A 17812-nucleotide genomic window follows, 5' to 3' on the forward strand; every position below is an offset into this window, starting at 1 on the left:
TTATACCTCTTTTACTATTAATTGATCATATAAAGCTTGATAGTTGGCCATATTGACGTGACCTGTCATCTTTTCTTGAGCATTGAGCATACCAAGGACATTTGCCTTAATGAGGAGTTCTGCATCCGATTCCTTATGAAGAAGTCCTGATGAAATACCTGCAACAGTAGAATCTCCAGATCCGACAGGATTGACAACTTGAATTCTTGGAATATCTACCTTGTAGAAAGTATCCCCATGTTTTGCAAAAGCACCATTTGCACCAAGTGAAACGATAATCCACTCAATCCCTGCAAATAGAGGCTCTTGAAGAACTTCTTTTAATAAATCCAAATCCTCAGAAACTTCTTTCCCAAGAAGCTGAGACAATTCTTCGTTATTTGGTTTGATTACTGTTGGTTTATGTGGAGACTCAAGAACCGCCTGAAGGGCAGCACCTGAGCAATCCAGAACAACTGGTTTGCCTGCTTGATTAGCAAGTTCTACTAAGCTTGCATAATAGTCAACTGGAAGACCAGCTGGAAGACTACCAGAGATAGCAACTACTTCCACAGTATTAAGAAGATTCTCAAAATAAGCCAAGAAATCTTGACCTTCTTGTTCCAGAACTTCGGGACCTTTTTCAAGGATTTCTGTTTGGTTGTCACCGTGTAGAATAGCGATACAATTACGAGTCTCTCCTTTGATCGAGAAGAAACGTTTCGTTACTTTATCGTCGATATGCTCTACTAAAAACTCACCAAGTTTACCACCGACCAAACCAGTAGCAACAACAGAATCACCAAATTCTGAAAGAACTCGTGTAACATTGAGCCCTTTACCACCAGCTGTCTTGGTCACGTCCACCACACGGTTGACAGTGTCAATTTTTAATTCATCCAAAGGATAAGAAATATCAATGGATGGATTCATTGTGACTGTTAAAATCATGCGTCACCTCTTAGTCGTGGTATTCACCGCGATCCCATTTTTCAAGGAATTCTGTAAAGAAGTTTGCATCTGCTTGATGAGCATTGTGAGTTTCAACGTGCTCAATTTTCGCAATTAATTTTTTATTTTCTTCTGATGGTTTGTATTCAGCATTGATGAAAGCTTCAATGATATCGCACATAAGCAATTCACCAGTAATCTTACCACCAAATCCGATAACGTTGGCATTCAATTGCTCTTTAGCATAAAGTGCTGTTGTCATATCACGAACCAAGGCAGAGCGTACACCTGGAACTTTGTTAACAGCGTTATTGATACCAACACCTGTACCACAGATACAAACCCCAAGATCAGCTTGGCCGCTAGTTACAGCTTCACCAACTTTTTTACCAAAGATTGGGTAGTGTGTTCGCGCATGATCGTAAGTACCAAAGTCAATGACTTCATGTCCTTTTGATTTCAAAAATTCTGAAACCGCCATTTTTTCATCTGTTACGATGTGGTCACATCCGATTGCAATTCTCATTTTTATCTTACCTTTCTTACTATAATCTAATTAGCACATTTTGTTCAACATGTCGACACGAATTTGGTGACGGCCACCGTCGTATTTACCATTAACAAAACCTTTAGCAATGTTTTTAGCCAATTCGTCACCAACAAGTTGTGCACCCATAGTGATCATACGAGAGTTGTTGTGGCCACGAGTCATATAAGCTGAACGTTCATCAGAAACTTCAGCAGCAACCATTCCTTTGATTTTAGTTGCAACCATGAAAGGTCCAGCGCCATAAGCGTCAATCACGATACCAAGGTTTTGTTCTTCTTTGTTTACTTCTGCAGCAACAGCAAGAGTCACATCGACAAAGTCTTGGCCTTCTGCTGTAACATCCACTACGTGGAAGTTTTCTTTTTCTAGGAAGTCTTTCACAACCTCTTTCAATCTCAAACCTGCAGCATCTGCACCGATAACAATAGACATATTGTTTACTCCTTTTTATTTTTCTAGGCCAGTAAAGACTTTTATAGCTAGCAGTATACTTACAAAAGGCTTTCTAGCAGTTTATTAACAAATTAAATTGAATGAGATGAATAACACCTTATCCAAGTCCAGGAAATCAAGTTCCTAGAAACAAACTCTCTCTTCGAAAGAGAATATAACAAATGATCGTTTGTTTGTTATAAACATTATTTGTTGTTTACAAACATAATATACTCCTATTTATAGAAAAAGTCAACAGCAAATGTTTGTTTTTGTGGTTTTTTATCTAAAATATTTCAATATCAAAGCCAATCTGATCTACTTGACCGGGTTCCAAGAGACGAACGTTTTTCTTATCTTCTAAATGATCTCCTTCTTCAAGAGATGTTGACAAGCCAGACCATGGTTCAAACGCAATGAAAGGACCTTTATTTAGAGTAGACCAAATGATGAGGTTTGGAAACTCTTGGAAGTTTACTTTCAATCCCTTCTCATGTTTGCGTGAACGAAGCGCAATTGTTCTAGATTGTAACTCATCGAGTGTCACAGCATCCACACTGAACAGATCGTAACTGAGATCCACTTCCTTTTGAGAAACCAACCATGGGCTCCTATCTTGGAAGTCTAAGAGTCCAGTTTCTGGGAAAGAACGGGGAACAGAGCAAGTCTCTTCTTTTTCAAACTCCAAATAGTAATCTTCATAAACTTCATCATCAAGTAGGGGACAATTAAATCCTGGATGTCCTCCTATGAAGAATGGCATGACTTTACTAGTTTCTTTGTTGAAAATCTTGTATTGAGTCCGTACTGTCTTACCAGTCACAGTATAAGTGATTTCAAGACGGAAATGATAAGGATAGTTTTGATAAATATTCTCATCATCTTCGATAGCAAAAGTTACACTATTTTCTGTTTGATTAACTAATTCAAATTCATTTTTACGGACTAAACCATGACGCGGAATGCTTCCTTTTGTTTCCGTTCCATCTGCGTGACTATAGAAGGCTGTATCCTCTCTCAAAGAGCCACAGATTGGAAAAAGTACTGGAGCTTGTCCACTCCAATAGGTGGCATCTCCTTGCCACAAGTACTCAATGCCATCTCGGTCTTTAATAGACGACAAGGCGCCACCTAAGGTTATAAACTGGACCGTTAACTGGTCTGATTTTACTTCAATTACCATTATATTCTCCAACTATTTTTAGATTCAAGATAAAAAACTAGGTTGCCACTCCCAACGTCGGAAATTAACAACCTAGTTTTCACAATTTACATTTTATAGGAGCGAATTATTTAGCATTTGCTGCGTATTCTTCGTTACGTTTGATCATTTGTTTTCTATACCAAGCAAAGATACCTACATAGAATACAAGGAAGGCTGCTGCACCAAGGATTGCTTTGATATCACCTGTTGTAGCATTACCGATTGCCCAGCCAAATAGTTTTTCGATTGGTCCTTCAAGAGTTGAGTGAGTGATCAATTGAGTTTGGCTCACACCTTCTGGGAAGGCACCTACACCTTTAGCAAGTTCTGTTGCAAATGGAGCGATAAGAGTACCTGAAAGAAGGAAGAGAGGCAACAAGAGTGTTCCGAAGATAATCATACGGAGCAATTTACCACGTGTAACGACCAAAAGAGCTGGAGTTACACCCATAGCGATGATACCTGCAAGTGGCAAGATACCATTTCCGACGTTTGAAAGAAGTACTGCTTCTACTAGCATGATTGGAGCAAGTACGTTGGCACAAGCCCAGATTTCAGCACGACCAGCGATGAAAGGCCAGTCAAGACCGATGTTAAATTTACGTCCTTGAAGACGTTTAGTAGCAACGTTTGTAATACCTTGTGAAAGTGGTTCTACGGCAGCAATGAACCATGAACCGATAAGTGAGAAGAGCTCCAAGCAGACACCGGCAGTCAAACCAAGGCTCAACCAACCTTTAATAACAAGTTCCCATTTATCAGCTCCTTCTACACCAGCAACTGGATGTGGAGTTCCCATCAAACCAATAACGATACCAAGGATGAAACCGATGAAGAATTTAGATCCCCAGAAACCGATTTTCTTGTTCAATTTTGCAGCGTCAAAGTCATACTTATCAAGACCTGGCAATACTTTATCAAAGATCTTATCCAAGACCATGATAACTGGGTTCATCATGTAGTTCATGTGAGTTGAAGTCATTGGTGATGAACTTGGTGCGTTAAGAAGGTCATCAAAAGTTGGTTTCATCAAGTCAGAGTTGATGATTTTCAAAACACCTACAAGGACAACTGCAGCAGTCGCGATGAAGAGTGAAACCCCTTGGCTAACCCCATTGTTGTCTGCGTACCATTTGATCAAAAGACCAGTGATTGACAAATGCCAGATATCGAAGATATCGACATCAAGTGTGTCCGTTTTCTTCATTGCAAGCATCACAACGTTGACAATCAACATGACAAGCAAGAAGTAAAGTGTCCATGCAGAACCCCAAGTGATGGTTGCAAGTGGTGCCCAACCAACGTCAGTGATGTTCAACTGGATACCAGTATTTTCAACGAATTTCGCAAGTGATGCTGAGAAAGCTCCGTTGAGCATACCGATGATAGCACCGATACCAGTAAGGGCGATGGCAAGTTTGATACCACCTTCAAGCGCTTTGGAGAATTTCACTCCAAATAGTAAGGCCAATACTGTCAAGATGATCAGCATGATGATAGGACCACCCATTTCCAAGACTGGCTTGAAAATCTTATTGGCTAGTTCGATAATGACATCCATAATAGTTCCTCCCTTTATTTTTATGGAATCTTACAAAATAATAATTAGCTTAGTCCGTGTTCCTTGATAGCTGCCTCAATATTGTCAAATACTGGAGCGCTCATTGCTGGAATACGGAACAAGATTGGTCCAGCTTCGATAACTGGGATTCCTGGTTCAAAACCAAGGTCTGTTGCAGCGATTGGTGTAAAGATATCATATCCTTTTATAAGGTCTTCATTGACATCCTTAACCATGACCGCATCGCAGTGAACATCGTACCCGCGGTTTGCGAGTTCTTCTTCAAGAGCACTTTTGATTTGGTGACTTGAGTTTACACCTGCACCGCAGGCAGCGAGAATTTTAATCATTAGGATTTCCTCCAATTTATATTTTTATTTAATAAACAAAGTTAAGCTGTTGCTTCAGCGATATAAGCATAAAGTTTTTCTGGTTCAGAAATTTTTGATAAATCTTCCAGATGGCCATTTCCTGTGAAAAAGTCCATCAACTGAGCAAGAATATTTGTTTGACTCGAACTTGAATTGTTAATGATAAAGAAGAGTAGAGATACTTCCACTTCTCTATCAGGAGCAATCATATTGTGAAAAGTTACCGGTTTTTCTAATCGAACAACCACCACTTTCTCAGCTAGATTATGAACAATATCTGTATGAGGAATCGCTACATTTGGCAAGTTCTTCCCTAGAAATTCCATATCTAAACCAGTTGGAAATGACTTTTCACGCGTGATCAAGGCTTCACGATAAGTTGGAGTCACTATTTCTCGTTCTTCCAACAGGGTTGCTACCTGATCAAAGAGTTGTTCTTGATTATCCGCTTCTAAGCAAAACACGAGGTCTTTGTCAAAGAAATGATCTAATCCCATAACGGTTTCCCTTCTTTCAATTAACTTTTACGTTATAAGTATAACACTATATGAAACCGTTGTCAATACTTTTTGTTTTATTTTGTTTCTTTTTTTGTTTTATTTTAAGAATACAATCAATACCAAACACTCCTTAATTTCAACCACAAAAAAAGAAGGTCCAATCCTTCTTCTCTTTTCTTAGTTAATAGTAGATAAAATCTCTTCTAGCTTTTGATAGTCCTTAACGCTATCAATTTCATAGATGCTGTTGCCTTCTAATTCTTCTACATACACATCTAACTCTTTGATATTATCTTTAACCATGTTATCCCAATAGAGGTCAACAAATTCGCCGCTTGCATAGGCTTTGTCAATAAAGCCAACAATCTTTTCTGCGGTTGGAGCATTCCAGAATGATACACCACTCAAAATACGGCCAGCTTTGCTATCAACAATGATGTCTTGAACCTTATAGTCATCACCGTAAACCAAGAACCATTCATTTTCACAATCTTCACGATACACACTGAAGTAAGTAGATCGGTCGATATCATTGCGGAACATGTTCTTGAAAAGATAATTGTCCGCATCAATGACATAGCTGTTAGCTAAATCTTCTTTTACAAGGTAAAGTGAGTAAAAGTTATTGTAATCAGCATACTTGTCGTTAAAGACTAAACGAACACCATATTTTTCTTTTAGGTAGTCGAATTGTTCTTTGAGGTAGCCAACAACAATGATAATCTCATCAATTCCTCGCTCTTTCAAAAACTCGATTTGGTATTCTACCAAGGGTTTTTGATTAACCTTGACCAAAGCTTTTGGGGTATTTTCAGTCATAGGGCGCAGACGAGTTCCTAATCCCGCTGCTAAAATAATCGCTTTCACACGAATCTCCTTTATTCTTTAATAATAATATAAACACCAGCCATGACAACAAGTGATGTAATAATGGTCACCATATCGAGAGGTGTTCCTAAAAGCATTGCTGAGAACAATACTGTCCAAACGACATAGCTTACGTTCAAACCAGTTGCTTTTGCAGGTTGTAAACGATTGATAGCAATATAGTAAGCTAAATATGAAATCATATTACATGCTGCAAAGACTAACATCAAGCCGAGTAATTGTCCATCCGCTACTTCTGCAAATGAATGGTGAGAAAAGAGCACAATCACAAGATAAGACAAGAATGAAGTTACTTGGCGGATTAATAGTGCTTCAATTTCGCTTAGATCACTTTCCATGGCGTAGGAACTAAGAACACTTTCGCTTCCCCAGGCAATGGCACAAACTAATGCACAAAGAATTCCGATATAAAAAGAATTAACCTGCTCAACTTTGTATGTCTGGGCAATAATACCAGCGATAATCAACAAAATACCAAACACTGTATTCTTAGATACCTTGTGTTTCAAAATGAAAAATGCGAGTAAAACAGAGACCGCTGGATAGATAGCTGATACTGAAGACGCAAGAGAACTACCGATATACTTAACCGCGTAAAGATTGGCCTGCATGCCAATAGGTCCAGCTAGCAAGGCTCCGATAATAACACTGACATTTCGGATATTTAGAAAGATTGATAAGCGAACTTTCCCTTCTTTTACCAAAAGAAAAACTAATAAAATAAAAATACTCAAGAAATCATGTGCCGCTGCCACTACAAAAGGAGATAGATTTGTAAAAATCGAAAAGATATAAGAACTGATTGTCAGACCTAGCCCCCAGAAGATACCTGAGAGCAGACCAAAAGAAACACCATTTTTATTCTTCATCCTAACCTCCATAATAGGTCAAACCGTCAACAGCTCTTTGGTAACGACTCACACCATAATCTCCAAAGTCAGCACCTTGAGCTTCTTTGTACACTGTCCACAAACTCCAGATAGTATCTTGCAAGATTTTATAGATTCGAATCTTTTCACGAGATACTGGGGTTTTGTCACTCTCATAGTAGGTTAGGAAATCTTCTTCTTCCTGATTTGTAAATTCAGACTCCAAAAAGAGAGCTGCCAAATCCCACATCGGGTCATTCATAGAAGAATATTCCCAGTCGATCAAATACATGCGTCCTTGTGGTGACTCGATAAAGTTTTCTGGAACCAAATCAATATGACAAGACTTTCTATCAACACCTAAGTCAGCCAATCTTTTCTCTAGTGAAAATACATCTTTTCTTACAGCTTCATAGTTGGCGTAAGGGATATTCCCCTCAATCAGGGTCTCGTATTTTTTGATTTCTTCAAAAGGAGCAAATTCCCCTCTTAGTTCTTTACCTGATGCATGAATGGTCTGTAGAATCGGTGCAATCTTTTCAAACTTGGTCTTAATTGAAGTGGAATCAAGCGTTGTTGCAGATTCAATGTACTCATTTACCTTAATCCCTGAATCAATATCAAAAAGATAATTCTTGACATCAAGATTTAAATCTTTCAACAATTCAAGATTGTATTTTTCATCTTGACGATTGATGAGCTTTTCAGTCCCTTTTCCGAAAAATTTAACAATATAGGGTTTAGAAGTTGTTTTAACCAAATAATTCTGATTGGTCATGCCTCCCAGTTGTTCAACACTGAGGACTTCCTCTTCCTCAGCTAGTAAAGAAGAAATTTTTTCTTTGATGAGTTTCTCCACAATTAGCCTCCATCTTCTACACTTCCCACTTGAATACTGTTTTAAAAGCAGTATTAAGGTCTGTAGCAAAGACACGGTGAATGTCCTTGATTTCTCTCACCGGTTCTTCAATATAAAGGATATTTTTCAGACGATTCGCAAACTTTTTAACTTCCATCATCTGAATTGCATTTTCAAAATCAATCCGTCCTGATCGTGATGAACCAACCAATAATAAACCTTTTTCTAAAGCATCTCGTGTATTGATATTGACCTTGTACTCGCTCACTCCCATCATGAGGATCGTTCCTTGTGGGCGAATGTAACGAATCAAATCATTGATAGCGGGACCTGTTCCATCGCCACCACAACATTCAAATCCATGATCAAAGGTCAAATCCTCTGGGATATTATCAGTAATGTAGCACTCTTTTGCAAAAGAGAAGAGTTCCAGTTTTTCCCAATGGCGACCAATGACGATAATCTCTGCTTCTGGCAAGGTATAATTGATAATATTTGCAACAACAAAGGCCAAACTACCATCTCCGATAACTGCGATGCGCTCTCGTTTGCTATGAGCAAGATGTAGGAATCGATCCATGGCATGCATACCGACACTCACAAACTCAGTAATGGCAGCAACTGTGTCCTCAATGTCATTATAAGAAACAATTCGATCTTTTGGAAGAGAAACAAATTCTCTCATAAAGCCATCATAACCACTAGATAGGAAGTAAGTTCCTGTCATGTAGTTCTCGTAGAACTCCTTGTCACTCTGCATAGGCGGTTGATTGGGAATCATAACTACCTTTTGACCGACTTCATAAGTCCCCGTTGGATCTGAAATAACAGTTCCACAAGACTCGTGAATCATAGCCATAGGAAGCTTTTTAGCCAATATCTTTGGATCACGTTTGCCTTGATAGTAACGTTGATCCGCATGACAAACCGCCATATAATTTGGACGAATCAGGATATGATTTTCCTGATCAATGTCCTCTTCTTGGTATTTTACATTGATAAACTTTGGTTTGGTCAGTTGATAAATTTGATTAATCATAGCCTTAGTCTTTCTCAATCATGCTTTTCGCGATTTTCAAGTCGGTCACAGTTGTGATTTTAAGGTTTGAATATTCCCCTTTAGCTAGGGCAACGTCTTTCCCTTTGATAACAAAAATCTTACATGCATCCGTCAGGATTTCCTTTTCTTTATCAGATAGGGAACCATACAAATCCATGAAATCCTTGCAGCGGAAGGTTTGAGGTGTTTGACCTTGATAAAGGTGAGCACGATTTGGAATATCCGTGATAAACTGACCATTGGTACTTTCTACAATGGTGTCAACTGCTTCTACTACTGTGTCAACTGCATCATGATTTTGCGCCAGTTTGATATTGTCCTGAATCATGCGAAGTGTGATAAATGGACGAACAGAGTCGTGGGTAATCACGATATCCTCAGGAGTGATTGGACAGTAGGCGTCAATGGCTTCTATAATCTTCTCGATACTAGTATTGCGATCAGCACCACCCTTGGTAATGATGATACGGTCCTTGTGGAGAGAAAGATACTTTTCAACCAAGTCCTCAGCATGAGAGACCCAATCTCCATGAACTCCAACTACAATTTTTTCAATACTTGGTTCCAAGACGAATTTTTCAATTGTGTGGATCAAAATAGGACGATCACCCAACTCCAAAAATTGTTTTGGTAAATTGCTGATTCCCATGCGTGTGCCAGTTCCTCCGGCTAGGATTCCTGCATAGATCATATATATTCTCCTTTAGTTTATTCTAAAAAACTCATTACCATCTATTATATCACAATCTGTCTTTATCATGAAGAAAAGACCGAAAACTATCTATTTGAGAAATAAAATTAGATTTCCCTCTATATTTTTTTACTCAACATTCGGTTAATATAGAGTCCTTTAGAATATAATACAAACCTTAAAGAAAACTTAAAATCACTTTTAAGAATACAATAAAAAGCTAGGAAACTGCTCACCTAGGCCTAGACAGCTACAGTTCCTAACTTTCTTGTTTTTATTTATGATTATGGAATAGATTACTTTTCCTGATCTTGGTCACCAATTCCTTTAACTGCCTTTTTAAATTCAGACAGCATTTTACCGTTTGATTCACCAAGTTCTGGTAACCGTTTTGGTCCAAAGATTAAGAGTGCCCCTAAAACAATGATAATCAATCCTGGAGCACCGATATCACGTAAGATTCCCATTCTTTTCTCCTTTCATTTTTTTCTTTATTATCCTCTTGCTAATTGCAATACTAAGCTCATAGAGCAAGATTAAAGGAATTGTCATGGCTAGATCGCTAATAAAATCAGCTGGTGTCAAAATAACAGCGAGTACCAATAAAATAAAGTAGGCATAACGTCTATAGGTAACTAAGAGCCCTGGTCCAATCAAGCCAATCGTCGTTAAAAAAGCGATGATGACTGGCAATTCAAAGATGAACGCCAAAGGGATAGTTGTTTGAAAAACAAAGTCTAAGTAGTTCTGCGCTGTTAATTGAGTTTCAAATAATCCTTCCCCAAGTCCTAAAAGCACTTGAAGTAAGGCAGGCGTTACAAAGTAGAATCCAAAGGCTAGTCCAAGTAAAAAGCAAATAAAACTAGCTGGAATATAGGCAAAAATGGCTCTTGCTTCTTCTATTTTCAACCCCGGTTTGATAAAACTCCAAATCTGATAAACTGTAAAAGGTAGCGTAATGGTAAAGGACATTAGGCTCGCTAAGCGCAAATAAATCCACAGAATGTCATTTGGACCTAATACAATCAACTTTTGATTAAAGGACTGAGTCAGGTAGCAATAAAGCTGATCAGCAAACAATAAAGCTCCGCAGAAAACTATAGAAAAACAGACTATAACAGCAATGAACCTCTTTCTAAATTCTACCAGATGTTCAACGATTGTCAATTCTTTTGTATCCATCTACTTTTCACCCTGTCTCAATGTGACAGCCAAAACAATTATCAAGAAGACTAGCTGACTTCCTAAACCTTCCCAACTTGGATAGATGCCCAATAGGTCGATAGTTGGGAAACTTGATAGCAGGTGATTTGGTGCCATATTTGTCAGCTGCAGAGCATGCACACTAACTCCAAGCATCTTGAAAGCCAGAGCATAAATCATCCATGTCAGGATAAAGAAGACCTTATGAGGTAGGAAAAATTGACTCGCCTTGTTCATCAGAAATGCGATAACTAGCAAGACGAACAAAGCTAGAGAAATACCTAGAATAAAGTCAAAACTAGATATTCTCGGTAACATCCCTACGTAAAATAGAATGGTCTCTGCCCCTTCACGGAAAACAGCTAGAAAACTAAGAGCAAACATAGAAATGAATGAACCTGTCTTGGTCACAGTTTTTATCTGTGAATCCATAAAGTCATTCCATTTTTTGACCGAGGATTTACTATGAAGCCAAATACCGATAACAATCATCATCACTACTGCGAAAATACCAACAGCACCTTCGATAATTTCGCGATTGGCACCTGATGTCACAGCAGGAAAGGCAATTTGTAATATAAATGCAATCACTAGACTCGCAGCGATACCTGTTAGGGCCCCACCATATACCCACTTGAGTCCTTTGCGCATCTTGGCTGCTTTTAGTGTCGTGACCAAGGCCATGACGATTAAAAGAGCCTCTACTCCTTCCCGTAGGAGAATAAGCATGGCATCAAAAGCATTGTAGGTAGCACTAGTGTCAATTTGAGATAAATCTGCAATCAGTTTTTCTAATTTTTCTTGATATTCCTTCTCACTTCCCTTGACCATGATTACAGGGCTTTCACTTTCAACTCGTGTATAGAGGGAAGGATTGGTCGTGCTAACAGAACCCTCAATCGTTGGCCAGATAGTGATGAATTCCTTCATACTAGCTGCTCCTGATGCTTGGTCACCAGCTTGGAATTGTTCCAAAGCCTTCTTCAAAAGGGCAATACCGTCTTTGAGACTTAAATCAGAAGATGCTTCTGCGACTTCTTTTCCAGTTACAAAATCATCAATAGCCTTTTTTAAGTCCTCAAAGGAAGTCTGGATGGAGTTAAAATCAGTAGGCTCAGTTTCTATGCTACTCCGTAAGAAAGAAATAGCTGTTTCTACTTGACCATAATGAGCTGTACTGTTGTCACGGACAACACTCTCATTGATCGTCCAGGTTGAATTCATCTTTTTATAAGCTTCTCGGATTTGCTCTATATCTTTTGAAGTAATTGCCTTATCCAGAACCTCAAAACGCGGTCTTAGTCGACTAACAAGCTTTTCTTTTTCAGCATCAAGATCTACTGGATTTTGCTCTTTCTCAAATGCAAGAAGAGCAGATGAAATCTGTGTCAGATTTTCCTCACTTATATCTCCTGTCAGAGCAAGCTTTTCCTTGACGACCTTACCAGCTTCCGAATCAGAATGTTCTACTTTTTCAAAATCCGTCGCCATTTCTCTAACAAGAGCTTTGGCTTCTGCCTGATTATCATTTTTTACAGCCTTAGAGGCATCCGTTATCTTTACAAAATATGAACTCAGGCTTTCCTGTGCGCTAACGGGAAAAACAGCTAACAAGAGAAAAGACAAGGCTAAGAAACAAATGTTAATCTTCCAATAATTTTTGACCAATATAGCCTCCTTTCTCTACTCCACCAAAGCAGGCAAAGAGACCGCTACCGATGTGGGTTACATACTCATTCATCTTGTCTGTAGCTCCAAGGTTAGTTTGAACCTTGACAAAATGATCTGGATCCTTTTGGAAAGAAATAAAGAGCAAGCCTGTGTCAAATTGTCCAGTTTTTTCATCAATGCCATCTGAATATGAATAGGATCGTCGTAAGAGTGGCTTATCTACCTCTTTGGCTAATCGAACATGCGAATCATCTGGTAAAAGACTCAAATCCACTTCATCAAACTCATTCTTCTTACCAAAGGGAGCGCCACTTTCCTTGTAGCGACCAAAGGTATTTTCTTGCTCTTCAAGATTGGTTCGATCCCAAGTATCGAGAAACATCTGGATGCGGCGAACGGCCATATAGGATCCATTTTGCATCCAGTCCTTGCTGTCGGCCCAGACAACACGGTCAAAATCCTTCTCTTTGGTCACATTGGCTGTTCCATCCTTGAAACCAAAAAGGTTGCGGGGTGTCTCCAGACGATCTCCAATGGCTGCAAAACCTGACTGACTCCAACGGAGAGTCACCGCATTTCTCCCTTTACGGATAAGGTTGCGAATAGCATGAAAAGCAACTTGCTCGTCATCTGCACAGGCTTGGATAACAATATCTCCCCCAGTATATTTTTCACGCAGTTGCTCTTTTGGGAAGGGTGGTAAATCCTTAAAAAGTTGAGGACGTTTTTGTTCTAAATTCATTTTTTTCAGGAAACTTGCAGACACACCAAAAGTCAACGTTAAACGATGAGGATTTAGCCCCACGGTTTCTCCAGTGTCACTAGGTGGTAAGAGAGCATTCTGACCATCTTTTTTGACTAATTCTCCTTCTACCAACTTGCTACTATAATCTGTCCAATCCTTAAATAGCTGAATAATCTTATCTTTATCTGTCGTATGCAAATCTAGGACAACAAAATAAATATTCTTCTGCATAGGGGTTGTAATACCCGCTTGGTGTTTCCCATAAAAGTCAATCTTTTCATTACCGTACGAGATTTTTTCTTGCTTGTCTAACCTAGGTGCTAAAAAAGCGGAGGCACCGGAGAGACCTAGTGCTAGTCCAGCACCTCCAATACCCGCTTTTTTTAGAAATTCTCGACGGTCCATTTTTTTCTCAAAAAAATTTTCGTCTTTCTTAGTCATACTGCTTATTCTCCATCAAGAAATTTGCCCATTTGTGATAGAGGTTCACCAAGTTTTGTCACGGCTTCAGCCAATTCTTTGGTGTCTTCTTTTGTCAAATCTGTATAGAGTTTGTAGTGTTCCTTGTCTGTCATATGTTTGTCCAACAAGCTATTAACAGATTTGAAATCAGCTTCTAATTCTTTAACTAAAGCAGCATCTGATTTTTCTAGTAAAGGTTTAAAGAGTTGGAATATCTTTTCAGCTCCCTCGATATTAGCTCGGAAGTCGTACAAATCTGTATGAGAGTAGATTTCCTCTTCACCCGTAATCTTACTTGTCGCCACTTCGTTAAGCAAGTCGACTGCCCCTGTCAACATAATCTTGTGATCTACTTCAACAGTCGCTACCTTAGCCTTCAACTCTTTGATATCATTGACAAGCTGATCACCATAACTTTCGGTTCCCTTAGTTGTATTTTCTTCCCAGAGGATTCGTTCGATACGGTGGAAACCTGACCAACCTTCCTCAGTCTTATTTTCATCCACATAGTCTGCTAGACGGAAGTCAATCTTGACATCTGACTCACCAAAACTCTCAGCGATTGGCTCGGAGCGTTCGTAAGCCGTACGAACAAGCGGATAAGCTTTCTTGGCTTCCTCCAGTTTTCCGTCTTTCAAAAGCTGGACAAAGCCTTCTGTATCTGTTAAGAGTTTATCAATTTGTCCTTGAACAAAAGTCTTATAATCTGCTGTTGCCTTATCCAGCAATTTTTGTTTGTCATCTGATAAAGCTGTCACCTTAGAGGAATCACTTGTCTCGGTTGATTTTTCAAAACGGACTGCACATGCTGTCAATAGCAAAGCAGAAGATAAAAGGACAACACCTAATTTTTTCATTATTTACTCCTATTGGTTCAGGAAGCCTGAATTTATTTTACGTTCCATTACAACATCCTTTCCTTAGTTTTTCAACAAATTGTCAGAAAATTTAATATTTGAGAATTTGAAGTAGCATTTTTCGGCAAAATTAGAAAGGGCTTAAAAATTAGAATCGTAAAACTTTTTTCAGATAGTTTAAAAAGTTTGTATTCCCCTATTCTTTTCTCTATAATGGAGAGAAAGGAGATGACTATGACAGAAATAAAACATGAAATTGATGCAAACTTTGCAGGACGACTCAATATCCTACGTGCGGGCGTTCTGGGCGCCAATGATGGAATTATTTCCATCGCTGGAGTCGTTATCGGCGTTGCCAGTGCGACAAGCAATATCTGGATTATCTTTTTATCAGGTTTAGCGGCTATCCTCGCTGGTGCTTTCTCTATGGCCGGTGGCGAATATGTCTCTGTATCCACTCAGAAAGACACGGAAGAAGCCGCTGTTGCTAGAGAACAGTTGCTCTTGGATAAGGATATCGAATCTGCAAAACAATCCCTCTATGCTGCCTATCTTCAAAACGGTGAGTGTGAAACGTCAGCCCAACTCTTGACCAACAAGGCCTTTTTAAAAAATCCACTCAAAGCCTTGGTCGAAGAAAAGTATGGAATCGAGTATGAAGAGTTTACCAACCCTTGGCATGCTGCCATCTCTAGCTTTATTGCCTTTGTACTGGGAAGTCTTCCTCCTATGCTTTCAATCACCGTCTTTCCAAGTGACTATCGTATTCCTGCTACTGTTTTTATCGTGGCCCTTTCCCTTCTCGTCACCGGCTATACCAGTGCTAAACTAGGCAAGGCACCTACGAAAACTGCCATGATCCGCAACCTCTGTATCGGACTTCTCACCATGGGTGTAACCTTCCTCTTGGGACAACTCTTTAGCATTTAAGATAAAAGAAATACCTCGACAAGCATCGAGGTATCTTTTTTACATTTGCACAATCTTGCGATAGCTTCTTGAGGTAATCATAAAGATTAAGACATAGACGATGAGGAAGATAGCACAGATGGACAGAGTGACTGTCAACATCATGGTCGCATCTAGGACCCCAATGACTTTTAGGATGAGACTAAGCATATGATAGGCAAAGGCAAGGTGTAGGAAGGCAAAGAGCAATGGGAGGAAGAAAACAGTTAGGACCTGTTTATTAATGGTTTGCTTGATTTGCTTTTGATCGAGACCGACCTTTTGCAAAATGATAAAGCGTTCACGGTCTTCATAGCCTTCAGAGATTTGTTTGTAGTAGATGACGAGAACTGTTCCCACCATAAAGATGATGGAGAGGAAGATACCGATAAAGAAGGTCCCACCAAAGAAAGCACTCATCTGCGCACTACTATCAGCCAGATTGCTTCCGTAAATAAAGCTTCCTTCTTTGCTTGATTCTCTATTAAAATCATCAAGGAATTTTGAATAGTCATCTGCAAGTTTGAGTTGCTCTTCCTCACTAGCTGTTACATTCATACCACCATAGTATTGATTAAAAATGGAAGAATTAGGATGCTGGTCAAGAAAGGCTTTCAAGTCAGGAACAACCAGATAGTTATAGTCCGAAGTTAGAATATTGTACTGATTTGGGACATGTTCAAGAATAAAATCTTTTTTGATTTCTTCCTTTATTGTATAGGTCTGGTCATTTAGAGTCAGTTCTTTCTGTCCTTGAAGTTCTTTGTTCTTAGTAAACAATCCAACTTCCTTTCCTGAAAGTGCAAGTTTTTGGCCCGTCATATTCTCATAGTCTTTTTGGTCAAAGACCATAAAAACGGTTTTCGGTTGAACACGATTTTGACCTTTCTCAAAAATGGTTAATTTCGTACCTTCTTGGTTTGCTACACCAAAGCTACTGTATGTAAGGACTTCTTTCTTTGTAACAGTCAATCCCTTATCACTAGCATACTGGTCTAGGAGTTTATTTATGTCTTCTTTTTCAACATTCTGTCCTGTAATTCCAAAATCATGTGGATTCATGACTTTCTTGAAAGTTTCAGAGCCTTTAAAGATACTCGTTGCAGCAGACATAGTCACCAAGACCATGGTTGAGAGAATAGCAATCGTCGCCAGACCAACCGCATTTTTCTTCATACGGAAAATGAGATTAGATACGGAAATCATGTTGTTGGGTTGGTAATAGTAAGTCTTGTTTTTCTTCAAGATTTGTAAGAAAACCGTAATCCCTGCATTGAAGAGAAGATAAGTTCCCAAAATTACCAACAAAACTGCTACGAAGAAAATCAGAACAGCAGAAAGTGGATTTTCAACTGTAACTGCTAGGTAATAACCAGCTCCCAAACTGATTAGACCTAGAATGGTTTGAAGGCCTAAGAAACGTCCTTTTTTCTCACCACTGGCTTTTTCACGAGAGAGCTGAAGGGCATTCATGCGTGCGATGCGAAAGGCATTGATAAAAATCAAACCTAGGAAGATTGCCCCAAAGACGATAAGAACTAGGATAAAGACAATTGGTTGGAAAGTCGAAACGAGCTCCACTTTCATCTTCATCAGCTTCAGAAGAAGGGCAAAGATTAGCTTATCAAAGAGAGCTCCTAGACCGAGACCAGCTGTCAAGGTTAAGGAACCAAAAATAAGAAGCTCCTTAAAAACCATACTGATCAAATGGCGCTTTTCAAGCCCCAGCATACCATATACACCCAACTCCTTGGAGCGATTCTTCATGACAAAACTATTAGCATAAAGGACAATAATTCCAGAAGCGATAGTAACAACCACCATACCGAGAGCGAGGGTCATAGAGATAGTTTCTCCCCCTCGAATCTTGCCAATATTAGGGTTGAGTGACAAGGAGTAAAAGAGATAAGTAATGGTCACAGCTAAGAGAACTGCTAAAGCAAAGGGATAGTAGAGTTTGCGGTTTTTGATTAAGTTCGAAACCGCTAACTTATTGGTTAATCGGAACATA

Annotated in this window: 19 protein-coding genes; 1 reads left to right on the forward strand and 18 read right to left on the reverse strand. The window is 39.1% G+C overall.

All coding sequences use genetic code 11. The annotated features are described in order from the left end of the window. The 17 genes from B7705_RS06935 to efeO form a co-directional block, all read right to left on the reverse strand. Positions 1-930, reverse strand: coding sequence for a tagatose-6-phosphate kinase (locus B7705_RS06935; RefSeq protein WP_084948654.1), 930 nt, complete (start codon positions 928-930; stop codon positions 1-3). A 10-nt stretch (positions 931-940) separates the two neighbouring features. Then, positions 941-1456, reverse strand: a complete 516-nt coding sequence (gene lacB, locus B7705_RS06940; RefSeq protein ID WP_001216904.1) for a galactose-6-phosphate isomerase subunit LacB — start codon at positions 1454-1456, stop codon at positions 941-943. A gap of 30 nt (positions 1457-1486) precedes the next feature. Continuing rightward, positions 1487-1912: a galactose-6-phosphate isomerase subunit LacA gene (lacA, locus tag B7705_RS06945; RefSeq protein WP_000029277.1), complete on the reverse strand. Its 426-nt coding sequence runs from the start codon at positions 1910-1912 to the stop codon at positions 1487-1489. A 286-nt stretch (positions 1913-2198) separates the two neighbouring features. Then, a complete protein-coding gene (locus B7705_RS06950) occupies positions 2199-3095 on the reverse strand; it encodes an aldose 1-epimerase family protein (RefSeq protein WP_084948656.1) in 897 nt (298 codons plus the stop codon). A gap of 106 nt (positions 3096-3201) precedes the next feature. Further along, positions 3202-4677, reverse strand: a complete 1476-nt coding sequence (locus B7705_RS06955; RefSeq protein WP_000382509.1) for a PTS galactitol transporter subunit IIC — start codon at positions 4675-4677, stop codon at positions 3202-3204. A 44-nt stretch (positions 4678-4721) separates the two neighbouring features. Beyond that, on the reverse strand, positions 4722-5027 hold the full coding sequence (locus tag B7705_RS06960) for a PTS sugar transporter subunit IIB (protein ID WP_000590545.1): 306 nt from the start codon (positions 5025-5027) through the stop codon (positions 4722-4724). A gap of 41 nt (positions 5028-5068) precedes the next feature. Next, on the reverse strand, positions 5069-5545 hold the full coding sequence (locus B7705_RS06965) for a PTS sugar transporter subunit IIA (protein ID WP_162284884.1): 477 nt from the start codon (positions 5543-5545) through the stop codon (positions 5069-5071). A gap of 180 nt (positions 5546-5725) precedes the next feature. Next, entirely contained in the window at positions 5726-6415 is a 690-nt protein-coding gene (locus tag B7705_RS06970; RefSeq protein WP_084948660.1) for a sugar phosphate nucleotidyltransferase, read from the reverse strand. A gap of 11 nt (positions 6416-6426) precedes the next feature. Then, positions 6427-7305, reverse strand: coding sequence for a DMT family transporter (locus tag B7705_RS06975; RefSeq protein ID WP_084948661.1), 879 nt, complete (start codon positions 7303-7305; stop codon positions 6427-6429). 1 nt (position 7306) lies between these two features. Continuing rightward, complete coding sequence (locus B7705_RS06980; RefSeq protein ID WP_084948663.1) at positions 7307-8164, reverse strand: phosphotransferase family protein; 858 nt, start codon at positions 8162-8164, stop codon at positions 7307-7309. A gap of 16 nt (positions 8165-8180) precedes the next feature. Then, complete coding sequence (locus B7705_RS06985) at positions 8181-9203, reverse strand: ribitol-5-phosphate dehydrogenase (protein WP_084948665.1); 1023 nt, start codon at positions 9201-9203, stop codon at positions 8181-8183. Positions 9204-9207: 4 nt separating this feature from the next. Further along, positions 9208-9915 carry an IspD/TarI family cytidylyltransferase gene (locus tag B7705_RS06990; RefSeq protein WP_084948666.1) on the reverse strand — a complete coding sequence of 236 codons (708 nt, stop codon included), beginning with the start codon at positions 9913-9915 and terminating at the stop codon, positions 9208-9210. Between the two features lie 296 nt (positions 9916-10211). Continuing rightward, a complete protein-coding gene (locus B7705_RS06995; RefSeq protein WP_084948668.1) occupies positions 10212-10382 on the reverse strand; it encodes a twin-arginine translocase TatA/TatE family subunit in 171 nt (56 codons plus the stop codon). Beyond that, complete coding sequence (gene tatC, locus B7705_RS07000; protein WP_084948669.1) at positions 10366-11097, reverse strand: twin-arginine translocase subunit TatC; 732 nt, start codon at positions 11095-11097, stop codon at positions 10366-10368. The genes B7705_RS06995 and tatC overlap by 17 nt, the downstream gene beginning before the upstream one ends. Next, a complete protein-coding gene (locus B7705_RS07005; RefSeq protein ID WP_084948671.1) occupies positions 11098-12786 on the reverse strand; it encodes an FTR1 family iron permease in 1689 nt (562 codons plus the stop codon). Further along, the gene (gene efeB / locus B7705_RS07010) at positions 12761-13975 is read right to left on the reverse strand and encodes an iron uptake transporter deferrochelatase/peroxidase subunit (RefSeq protein WP_084948673.1); all 1215 of its coding nucleotides are present in this window, start codon (positions 13973-13975) and stop codon (positions 12761-12763) included. Before efeB ends, B7705_RS07005 begins: the two co-directional genes overlap by 26 nt. Positions 13976-13980: 5 nt before the next feature. After that, on the reverse strand, positions 13981-14853 hold the full coding sequence (gene efeO / locus B7705_RS07015) for an iron uptake system protein EfeO (RefSeq protein ID WP_084948674.1): 873 nt from the start codon (positions 14851-14853) through the stop codon (positions 13981-13983). Positions 14854-15087: 234 nt separating this feature from the next. Here efeO and B7705_RS07020 point away from each other — a divergent pair, with 234 nt between their 5' ends. After that, entirely contained in the window at positions 15088-15783 is a 696-nt protein-coding gene (locus tag B7705_RS07020; RefSeq protein WP_000136037.1) for a VIT1/CCC1 transporter family protein, read from the forward strand. 39 nt (positions 15784-15822) lie between these two features. Here B7705_RS07020 and B7705_RS07025 read toward each other — a convergent pair whose 3' ends face one another. After that, positions 15823-17811 (reverse strand): FtsX-like permease family protein, encoded by a 1989-nt coding sequence (locus tag B7705_RS07025; protein ID WP_084948675.1) that lies wholly within the window; start codon positions 17809-17811, stop codon positions 15823-15825. Position 17812: the final 1 nt, after the last annotated feature.

This window comes from Streptococcus oralis subsp. dentisani, from assembly GCF_002096685.1.
Taxonomy (GTDB): Bacteria; Bacillota; Bacilli; order Lactobacillales; family Streptococcaceae; genus Streptococcus; species Streptococcus oralis_AD.

Coding starts and splice junctions, on each gene's coding strand:
- B7705_RS06935 (WP_084948654.1), bottom strand. CDS start 930: ATGATTTTAACAGTCACAATGAATCCATCCATTGATATTTCTTATCCT.
- lacB (WP_001216904.1), bottom strand. CDS start 1,456: ATGAGAATTGCAATCGGATGTGACCACATCGTAACAGATGAAAAAATG.
- lacA (WP_000029277.1), bottom strand. CDS start 1,912: ATGTCTATTGTTATCGGTGCAGATGCTGCAGGTTTGAGATTGAAAGAG.
- B7705_RS06950 (WP_084948656.1), bottom strand. CDS start 3,095: ATGGTAATTGAAGTAAAATCAGACCAGTTAACGGTCCAGTTTATAACC.
- B7705_RS06955 (WP_000382509.1), bottom strand. CDS start 4,677: ATGGATGTCATTATCGAACTAGCCAATAAGATTTTCAAGCCAGTCTTG.
- B7705_RS06960 (WP_000590545.1), bottom strand. CDS start 5,027: ATGATTAAAATTCTCGCTGCCTGCGGTGCAGGTGTAAACTCAAGTCAC.
- B7705_RS06965 (WP_162284884.1), bottom strand. CDS start 5,545: ATGGGATTAGATCATTTCTTTGACAAAGACCTCGTGTTTTGCTTAGAA.
- B7705_RS06975 (WP_084948661.1), bottom strand. CDS start 7,305: ATGAAGAATAAAAATGGTGTTTCTTTTGGTCTGCTCTCAGGTATCTTC.
- B7705_RS06985 (WP_084948665.1), bottom strand. CDS start 9,203: ATGATTAATCAAATTTATCAACTGACCAAACCAAAGTTTATCAATGTA.
- B7705_RS06990 (WP_084948666.1), bottom strand. CDS start 9,915: ATGATCTATGCAGGAATCCTAGCCGGAGGAACTGGCACACGCATGGGA.
- B7705_RS06995 (WP_084948668.1), bottom strand. CDS start 10,382: ATGGGAATCTTACGTGATATCGGTGCTCCAGGATTGATTATCATTGTT.
- tatC (WP_084948669.1), bottom strand. CDS start 11,097: ATGGATACAAAAGAATTGACAATCGTTGAACATCTGGTAGAATTTAGA.
- efeB (WP_084948673.1), bottom strand. CDS start 13,975: ATGACTAAGAAAGACGAAAATTTTTTTGAGAAAAAAATGGACCGTCGA.
- efeO (WP_084948674.1), bottom strand. CDS start 14,853: ATGAAAAAATTAGGTGTTGTCCTTTTATCTTCTGCTTTGCTATTGACA.
- B7705_RS07020 (WP_000136037.1), top strand. CDS start 15,088: ATGACAGAAATAAAACATGAAATTGATGCAAACTTTGCAGGACGACTC.
- B7705_RS07025 (WP_084948675.1), bottom strand. CDS start 17,811: ATGTTCCGATTAACCAATAAGTTAGCGGTTTCGAACTTAATCAAAAAC.